Origin of the sequence: Pseudomonas sp. CM27 (assembly GCF_013179515.1) — a bacterium.
Taxonomy (GTDB): domain Bacteria; phylum Pseudomonadota; class Gammaproteobacteria; order Pseudomonadales; family Pseudomonadaceae; genus Aquipseudomonas.
The window spans coordinates 1-7,951 of sequence record NZ_JABMCN010000267.1; the positions used below are offsets into that span (position 1 = coordinate 1).

Genomic DNA, 7,951 nt, shown 5'->3' on the forward strand with positions numbered 1-7,951 from the left:
CTACATCATCGCCACCGGCGTCGAGTCGCACCTGTGGTGGCTGGTCGGTGCCCTGGTGATCGGTAGCGCCATTGGCGTGTACTACTACCTGCGTGTCATGGTCACCTTGTACCTGGTCGAGCCGAACCTGCGTCGCCACGACGCCCCGCTGAAATGGGAACAGCGCACCGGCGGCGTCATGCTGCTGGCCATCGCCATTCTCGCCTTCGTGCTGGGTGTCTACCCGCAACCGCTGCTGGAAATGGTCCAGCAGGCAGGCCTGCAACTGATCGGCTGACCTGTCCGGCAAAAAAACAAAGACACCCCGCACCTGCGGGGTGTTTTTTTATCTGCGCGGTTTTTATCTGCACGTGCGTCTATCTACATCCAATAGCCGCCTCACTCCTCCGCGTAGCCGGGGGCTGCCGCAGGCAGCGCGGCCTTGCGCAGATCACCATAGGCCGAAGGCAGGTAAACTTCGGGGTTGGGCATGCCACTTGGCGAAAGTTCATGGGTCATTTCGAACTCGGCGCGTACCGACCAGCCACATGCCTCGGTGGTGCATTGCAGATAGGCGATTCGCAGGAAAATGTGGCGGCCTTCACTTGTGCGTATGCGCATGCGGCTGTGGCAATGCGGGCAAACCAGTTTGTAAGTACTCACGGCAAGTACCTGCAGGCACTGTTCAGGCCACTATTCTGTGAGAATGATCGTTCAACTGTGTCAGTATTACCTGCAAAGGCTGACCTATTCTTCGGTTGGGTGTTGCTCATTGCAAAGTGCTCCTTGATACGCAGGGATGTATTCGTAACGAGTAGTTTAAGCCCATGAAATATCATTAAACCAGTCATGGATATCTGTTATGAGTACTCACGTACTTGCAGCTGTGCTCACCCGCCTCAAGCTGCTGACCGGCGCGCAGTCCGATGCCGAACTTTCCCGCAAGCTGTCGATCAGCCCGCAGACGCTGAGCAGTTGGAAAGTCCGCGACAGCGTGCCGTACTCCCTGTGCGTAGATATCGCCAGGCAGCATGCGTGTTCCCTTGACTGGTTGCTGCTAGGTGAAATGGCCCCCGGCCCAGGGCTCCAAGGTGATGGTGACTGGGAACGCGAGATGCTCGAACGGCTGAGGGCATTGTCGCCAGGTGATCGCCAGGCCACCCTGCTGTTCATCAAGGACAGGCAGCGCATCCAGCAGCTGGAGCAACGGATAAGCGAGCTGACCCTCCACTTGCCCACTATCGGCGGTGGCTAACCTCGACGCCGCCAGCGCTGAATGATTTCCCGCAGGTCCAGCGTGTCGAGCCAGACCATGACCTTGAGACTGATGGGAATCACCACCACGGCGGCAACGAATGCCGACATGCCCCGGGTCAGCAAGGGCGCCAATGATGACACCAGCGGTTCGAACAGGTAGCCCACCCCCACGGTCACGAACACCAGCAGCAGTTTCTTGCCAAGCGTCAGGCGCCTGGCCTTGTTGGTGATCAACCGGTCGCGCGCCGCGCCCACCAGCAGTGCCCCCAGCAGGGCGGCAAACAGTACACTGCCGTCCACCCTCAGCAGTTCCAACAATGCGGGCGACAAGGTGCCGGACAGCGATGCCTCAGCCATGCGCCGCCCTCCGCTGCGGTACACGAAGGTCGGCAGTCGAACCCAGGCTGTGCATGACCGCTGCCTCCACAAACCGGATGTAGCACACGCCCAAGGCTCGCCCAGGGTCATGCCCGGCCACATCCGCCAGGCGCTTGTAGCCCCGCGCACGCAGCACCGCTCGCCAGTGGGCGAATTCACGTGCCGCACCGATGACAGCGCATCGTGCCGCCACTTCCAGCGCGGCATCACCGACTTGGCGCTGCAGCCTGAGGCGCTCACGCAATGTGCCCAGGTCCACTTTTGGCCAGAACGGGTCATGGCAATCGGCAAAGCGCGGTAGCCGAGGATCGCTGCTCATGATTATCCCCTCACTGTCCGGCCAGCATGCCGTAACGAATGGCCTTGATCACCGCCGCCACGCGGGTGGGCACATCGAACTTGCGCAGGATGTTGGACACATGGAAGTTCACTGTCGACTCCCGGCACTCGAGGATCTGCCCGATCTCCCAGGAGCTTTTGCCGTACGCACACCACAACAGGACTTGCTGTTCACGTGGCGTCAGGCGAACCGGAGCGTCCGCCAAGGGTTGCTGCGAGTGTCGGGTCTTGTCAGTCATGTTTGAGCTCCACGGGTGATTGCGAGGCATCGCTGCCGATCTGCAGTCACCTTACGAAGCGCACGCCGCACGCCACCACTACGGCGGACTGTAAAGAAACTTCGTACAAAACTGTTTGATGAAGGTTGCGCGAAATTTGCTGACTTTCTTCGTGCTCCAAGCGGCATTTCGCTCGTCTCAACGCCGTTGTTCATTCGCCTATCGCCTGGAGTCGTACAATGCGTTGCGTTTTGCCCTTCTCGTCCTGCCTTGGCCTGCTGGCTGCTTTTGGCAGCGCTCAGCCCGCCTTGGCGGCATCTTCGGTCGAACTGGGCCAGGTGCTGATCACCGATGAGGAACAGAACGACCTGACGGCAGCCAGCGAACGCCTGCGCGAAGTGCCGGGTGCCAGCAATCTGGTGGATATGCAGCGCGTAGGGCAAGGCCGGGTGGCCAGCAACCAGGACGTGCTGGCCTACCAGCCTGGCGTGTTCGCGCAATCGGCGGGCAACGACGGCATCAAGCTGTCGATCCGCGGCTCGGGTATCAACCGTGCGCCGGGCGCGCACGGTTCCGGGGTGTACACCATGTTCGACGGGCTGCCGCTGACCGGCCCGGGCGGTACGCCCTACGAGCTGTTCGAGCCGCTGTGGCTAAGCCGTGCCGAAGTGCTGCGCGGCGCCAATGGCTTCGACCAGGGCGCGCTGGCACTGGGTGGCGCCATCAACTACGTCACCCATACCGGGTACGACGCAGCACCGCTGCAGGTGCGCTACGAGGTCGGCAGCCGCGGCTACCAGCACCGGCATATCAGTTCCGGGCAGGTACTGGGCAACCTCGATTACTACGTGGCCCTGACCGATTCCGAGTATGACGGTTACCAGGCGCACAGCAGCGGCAGCGCCAAAGGCATTGCCGCCAATGTCGGCTACCGCTTCAACCCCAACCTGGAAACCCGTTTCTACCTTCGCTACCGGGAAACCCGGAACGAACTGGCCGGGCGCCTGACCAAGGACCAGATCAAGCACCATCCGCGCGCGGCCAACCCTGCCTATCTGGCCCGCGACGACAGCCGCCCTCAACCGGGCAGCACCTGGGTCGGCAACAAGACCACCTTCTACCTCGAAGATGACGCGCGTCTGGAAGCCGGCCTGGTTTACCATGACTACCCGATGGACCTTCGCGAAGGCCCGATGCGCCTGAAAGTGGCCTACACCGATGTCAGCGGTACGCTCAACTATTTCCGCCGCGACACCCTGTTCGGCCACGAAAGCAAGACTACCGTGGGCTGGCGTACCACCAAGCACCTGCCCAACAGCGGCGCTTCGCAGTTCGCGCGCAATGGCGACGTGTTCGGTGCACGTACCCGCGATTTCACTTACCAGGGTTCCGACACCGTGGTGCATGCCGGCAACGACCTGGAGCTGGTGCCCAACCTGTGGCTGACCACCGGCCTGGCAATGATCTACACCCGCCGCGAGAGTGACGTCACCTACCCTGCCGAAGGTGGCAAGGTGAGCATGCATGACTGGGACTATGCACCACGCCTGGGGCTGCGCTACGACATCCGCCCAGACCTGCAGGTCTACGGCAACCTCAGCCGTTCGGTAGAGCCACCCCACCCGTGGTCGCTGATCTGGAGCTCGCCAAGCGTCGGCGGCAAGCAGATCCAGCCCATCGAGATGCAGAACCAGACTGCCACCACCCTGGAACTGGGCGCCCGTGGCGACTCCGCGCTCGGCAGCTGGGACCTGGCCTGGTACTACTCGCAGGTGCGCCATGAACTGCTGGCCGTGGAAGTGGTGCCGAATTTCACGTCGGAATTCAACGCCAGCGCCACCGTGCATCAGGGCGTCGAGGCAGGCCTGGACAGCACCCTGTGGGAACGTGCCGGCACTGGCAGGCTCAGCCTGCGCCAGGCCTACACCTTCAGCGACTTCCATTACCGTGATGACGACAAGTTTGGCGACAACCGCCTGCCCGGCATCCCGATGCACTACTACCAGGCCGAACTGCGCTACGACTGGCCAAGCGGCTTCTATGCCGGGATCAACACGCAGATGGCGTCGAAAGTGCAGGTGGACTATGCCAACAGCTACCACGCCGACGAATATGCCTTGCTTGGCGCGCGCCTGGGCTGGGATTCGCCGAAGCAGGACTGGCAGACCTGGCTGGACCTGCGCAACCTGACCAACAAGCGGTATGCGGCGACAGTGACGCCTGCCTACAACGACGCCGGTAACGACAACGCCCGCTCGACGCCGGGTGAAGGGTTTGGCGTGTATGCCGGGGTTTCCTACAGCTTCCGCTAACCACCCAGGGCCAGTCAGCGCGGGTCATTGTAGGAGCGGCCTTGTGTCGCGAAAGGGCCGCAGAGCGGCCCCGGGACTTTAGCGTTGATGCACCTATTGCCGGGGCCGCGTTGCGGCCCTTTCGCGACACAAGGCCGCTCCTACAGGGGTTGTGTGCTAGCCAATCAAACCGCCCGGTTCAACTTCACCCACGAAGCGAACTTGTCGACAAACGCCTGCAAGAACGGCCGGGTCTTGTCGTTGAGCTTGCCCGAGTCTTCGAACAGGCTGGCCGCCCCGCCGATATAGGCTTCGGGCATTTGCATGCACGGCATGTCGAGAAACACCAGCGACTGGCGCACCGCATGGTTGGCGCCAAAACCACCAATCGCCCCCGGCGACACACTCACCACCGCAGTCGGCTTGCCACTCCAGGCGCTTTGCCCGTAGGGCCGTGAGCCCACATCGATGGCATTCTTGAGGCAACCCGGCACCGAGCGGTTGTACTCCGGGGTGACGAACAGCACCGCATCGCTACGGCGGATCTCGTCGCGAAAGCGCTTCCATGTTTCCGGGGGCGCGTCGGCCTCGACATCTTCGTTGTACAGGGGCAAATCGCCAATTTCGACTATTTTCAGGGCAAGGCTGGACGGCGCCAGCTCCGAAAGTGCGCGGGCGACCTTGCGGTTGTACGAATCCTTGCGCAAGCTGCCGACTACAACCGCTACCGAATACACCTGGCTCATGGGCAATTCCAACCTTTGCTGGGTAAAGGGACGTTGTAGTTATAGATGACCGTTCCTCGGCGCTTTGGTTTTTTTTGGTTCAAGGGAAAACTTCCAGCGCTGTTCAACGGTCTATGTCCACAGACATTTCCTACGTAATTCAGAGGTTTCCACCCAAATGGCAGCAGTAATGGTCGGCCAGTTCCACGCCCGTGACGCCGAAGGCCGTATCTACCCCGTGCACGAGTTCCAGGAGTCGACCCTGCAACACGACGGCAGCACGCTGGGCGCCCCTATCACCACCTACCGCCTGGCCATCGGCGACAAGGTCAACCACCTGGGTGACAACCGCTTTGAATTGGCGCGCAGCGGCGTCGAGATCACGCGCATTCCTTGATGCAATCCACCGTGTAGCAGCCACTGTCGTTCTGCAGGCCATGCACGTCCGCGACAAAACCGGGGAAGCCCTGGTTGAATGCCCGGGCGAAAGCCAGGTAGTCGACTATCGAGCGGGTCGCCTCGGTGAACCGCTCCCCCGGCATGATCAACGGAATACCAGGCGGGTACGGCACCAGCATCACCGCCGCCACACGCCCCAGCAGCGCCTCGATCGGCACCGCCTCGACTTCGCCACGCACCATCAGGTCATAGGCCCGCGCCGGGCTTACTGCTACTTCCGGCAAGCGCGTGAACAACCGCTTCAGCTGCTTGGCCGTGGCATTGGCGCGGTAACATCCATGCAGCTGGTCGCACAGGTCGCGCAGCCCCATGCCCTGGTAGCGTGAGGCATCGGCAGCCACCACGCTGGGCAGGCAACTCCCCAAAGCAGCATTGCCGTCATAGTGGCGTTTGAATTCCAGCAGTTCGGTGAGCAGCGTGCTCCATTTGCCTTTGGTGATGCCCATGGAGAACAGCACCAGGAAGCTGTACAGGCCGGTTTTCTCCACCACCAGGCCCCGCTCCCACAGAAACTTGCTGACCACCGCTGCCGGGATTCCCTGCTCGCCCAGCGCCCCGCCTGCGCTCAAGCCCGGCATCACCAGGGTCACCTTGAGGGGATCAAGCAGCACATAGTCGTCCGCCACCTCGCCAAAACCATGCCACTCGGCCCCTGGGTGCAACAACCAGTCCTGCGCGGCCAGGCGGTGGATACCTTCGGCGCTCGGCGGCTGCCAGATGCTGAACCACCAGTCATCTGCGGCAATGTGCTCACGCAGGTTGGCAAGGGCACGGCGGAAACTCAGCGCCTCATCGAACATCTCCTGCAACAGCGAGCGCCCGGCCGGCCCTTCCATCATGGTAGAGGCCACGTCCAGCGAGGCGAGGATGCTGTACTGCGGCGAAGTCGAAATGTGCATCATGAACGCTTCGTTGAAACGGTCACGGTCCAGTTGGCGCCTGGCCCCCTCTTGAACGTGGATCATCGAGGCCTGGCTGAACGCGGCCAGCAGCTTGTGAGTGGAATGGGTGCTGAACACCAGCGGGCTGTCCGCGGCGCAGGCAGTGCCCATGGCATAGCGCCCGGTGAAAAACTCGTGGAACGCCGCGTAGGCAAACCAGGCCTCGTCGAAATGCAGCACCTCGACACTGGCGCCCAGGGCTTGCTTGATCAACCCGGCGTGATAGCACAGGCCGTCGTAGGTGGAGTTGGTCACCACCGCCAGCTTGATGCGCTGCCCGCGATCACGGGCCAGGGGGTTGGCCTGGATTTTCGCCTGGATCGCCTCGGGGCCGAATTCGCTGAGCGGGATCGGGCCGATGATGCCCAGCTCGTTGCGCTCGGGGCACAGGTACAGCGGAATGGCGCCGGTCATGATGATCGCGTGCACCACCGACTTGTGGCAGTTGCGGTCCACCAGTACCAGGTCGTCGCGGCCGACCATCGCGTGCCAGACGATCTTGTTGGCGGTGGAGGTGCCATTGATGACGAAGAAGGTGTGGTCGGCACCGAAGTTGCGCGCCGCCCTGGCCTCGGCTTCGGCCAGCGGCCCGGTGTGGTCGAGCAGCGAGCCTAGCTCCGGCACCGAAACCGACAGGTCCGAGCGCAAGGTGTTTTCCCCGAAGAACTGATGAAAGGCCTGGCCCACCGGGCTTTTTCGATAGGCGACGCCGCCGCCATGGCCGGGCGTATGCCAGGAATAGTTGGACTGCGCGGTGTGCTGCACCAGTGCCTTGAAGAAGGGTGGCAGCAGGCCATCGAGGTAGATATGTGCGGCGCGTGCCACCTGGCGGGCAAGGAACGGCACGGTGTCTTCGAACAGGTAGAGGATGCCGCGCAGCTGGTTGAGCTCGCTCATGGCTTCGGCGGGGGCGTTTTCCAGGGTCACCTGCTCACCCAGCGCGAAAATCGGCAGGTTGGGCGCGCGCAGGCGAGCCAGGCGGATCAGCTCGGCCATGTTCTGCAGCAGGTGGGTGTTCTCGCCGGCACCTTCTGCAGCGATCAGCATGCAGGCCAGGCCGTGGTGGGTGGCAGCGACCAGACGCGCTTCGGCAAGGTCGGCGGCCTTGATGACCGCGAAGCCGTCCTGGCTCAATTCCTCGGCGATGCCCCGCACGCGCTCGCCGGCAACGCTGTCGGCCTTGATGGCGCGGTGGACGATGAGGATGGGGAACTTGAGGTCCTTGTACATCAGGTGGCTACCTCCGAAGGACATGTAGTCCTGATGAGGGTAGTTGTAGGAGCGGCCTTGCGTCGCGAAAGGGCCGCGCAGCGGCCCCAAAAATTTCACAGGCGACGCAAAAATTGCCGGGGCTGCTGCACAGC

9 protein-coding genes and 1 pseudogene are annotated in these 7,951 nt (G+C 62.4%); 4 read left to right on the forward strand and 6 right to left on the reverse strand.

Annotated elements, in window-relative coordinates:
• Positions 1 to 277: pseudogene (locus tag HP547_RS24885) on the forward strand (NADH-quinone oxidoreductase subunit N); the annotation flags it as partial.
• A gap of 101 nt (positions 278 to 378) precedes the next feature.
• Here HP547_RS24885 and HP547_RS24890 read toward each other — a convergent pair.
• Entirely contained in the window at positions 379 to 642 is a 264-nt protein-coding gene (locus tag HP547_RS24890; protein WP_172221323.1) for an ogr/Delta-like zinc finger family protein, read from the reverse strand.
• 199 nt (positions 643 to 841) lie between these two features.
• Between HP547_RS24890 and HP547_RS24895 the strand changes: the two genes are divergently transcribed.
• Entirely contained in the window at positions 842 to 1,234 is a 393-nt protein-coding gene (locus HP547_RS24895) for a helix-turn-helix domain-containing protein (protein ID WP_172221326.1), read from the forward strand.
• On the opposite strand, the gene HP547_RS24900 is transcribed toward HP547_RS24895, so the two are convergent.
• The 3 genes from HP547_RS24900 to HP547_RS24910 are packed head-to-tail and all read right to left on the reverse strand — an operon-like array spanning position 1,231 to position 2,192.
• Positions 1,231 to 1,593 (reverse strand): hypothetical protein, encoded by a 363-nt coding sequence (locus HP547_RS24900; RefSeq protein ID WP_172221329.1) that lies wholly within the window; start codon positions 1,591 to 1,593, stop codon positions 1,231 to 1,233. The two genes, HP547_RS24895 and HP547_RS24900, sit on opposite strands and share 4 nt — an antisense overlap.
• Positions 1,586 to 1,933 (reverse strand): head completion/stabilization protein, encoded by a 348-nt coding sequence (locus tag HP547_RS24905; protein WP_172221333.1) that lies wholly within the window; start codon positions 1,931 to 1,933, stop codon positions 1,586 to 1,588. Before HP547_RS24905 ends, HP547_RS24900 begins: the two co-directional genes overlap by 8 nt.
• Before the next feature lie 10 nt (positions 1,934 to 1,943).
• Positions 1,944 to 2,192, reverse strand: a complete 249-nt coding sequence (locus tag HP547_RS24910; RefSeq protein ID WP_172221336.1) for a helix-turn-helix domain-containing protein — start codon at positions 2,190 to 2,192, stop codon at positions 1,944 to 1,946.
• A 218-nt stretch (positions 2,193 to 2,410) separates the two neighbouring features.
• Here HP547_RS24910 and HP547_RS24915 point away from each other — a divergent pair, with 218 nt between their 5' ends.
• Positions 2,411 to 4,483: a TonB-dependent receptor domain-containing protein gene (locus HP547_RS24915; RefSeq protein WP_172288043.1), complete on the forward strand. Its 2,073-nt coding sequence runs from the start codon at positions 2,411 to 2,413 to the stop codon at positions 4,481 to 4,483.
• A 164-nt stretch (positions 4,484 to 4,647) separates the two neighbouring features.
• Here HP547_RS24915 and chrR read toward each other — a convergent pair whose 3' ends face one another.
• A complete protein-coding gene (gene chrR, locus HP547_RS24920) occupies positions 4,648 to 5,208 on the reverse strand; it encodes a class I chromate reductase ChrR (RefSeq protein WP_172221342.1) in 561 nt (186 codons plus the stop codon).
• A gap of 157 nt (positions 5,209 to 5,365) precedes the next feature.
• Between chrR and HP547_RS24925 the strand changes: the two genes are divergently transcribed.
• Complete coding sequence (locus HP547_RS24925; protein ID WP_172221345.1) at positions 5,366 to 5,584, forward strand: hypothetical protein; 219 nt, start codon at positions 5,366 to 5,368, stop codon at positions 5,582 to 5,584.
• On the opposite strand, the gene HP547_RS24930 is transcribed toward HP547_RS24925, so the two are convergent.
• On the reverse strand, positions 5,568 to 7,817 hold the full coding sequence (locus HP547_RS24930) for an Orn/Lys/Arg decarboxylase N-terminal domain-containing protein (protein ID WP_172221366.1): 2,250 nt from the start codon (positions 7,815 to 7,817) through the stop codon (positions 5,568 to 5,570). The two genes, HP547_RS24925 and HP547_RS24930, sit on opposite strands and share 17 nt — an antisense overlap.
• Between the last annotated feature and the right edge of the window lie 134 nt (positions 7,818 to 7,951).

Bases quoted from the DNA above. Each gene is read 5' to 3' on its own strand.
- HP547_RS24895 (WP_172221326.1), top strand. From the start codon at position 842: ATGAGTACTCACGTACTTGCAGCTGTGCTCACCCGCCTCAAGCTGCTG.
- HP547_RS24900 (WP_172221329.1), bottom strand. From the start codon at position 1,593: ATGGCTGAGGCATCGCTGTCCGGCACCTTGTCGCCCGCATTGTTGGAA.
- HP547_RS24905 (WP_172221333.1), bottom strand. From the start codon at position 1,933: ATGAGCAGCGATCCTCGGCTACCGCGCTTTGCCGATTGCCATGACCCG.
- HP547_RS24910 (WP_172221336.1), bottom strand. From the start codon at position 2,192: ATGACTGACAAGACCCGACACTCGCAGCAACCCTTGGCGGACGCTCCG.
- HP547_RS24915 (WP_172288043.1), top strand. From the start codon at position 2,411: ATGCGTTGCGTTTTGCCCTTCTCGTCCTGCCTTGGCCTGCTGGCTGCT.
- chrR (WP_172221342.1), bottom strand. From the start codon at position 5,208: ATGAGCCAGGTGTATTCGGTAGCGGTTGTAGTCGGCAGCTTGCGCAAG.
- HP547_RS24925 (WP_172221345.1), top strand. From the start codon at position 5,366: ATGGCAGCAGTAATGGTCGGCCAGTTCCACGCCCGTGACGCCGAAGGC.
- HP547_RS24930 (WP_172221366.1), bottom strand. From the start codon at position 7,817: ATGTACAAGGACCTCAAGTTCCCCATCCTCATCGTCCACCGCGCCATC.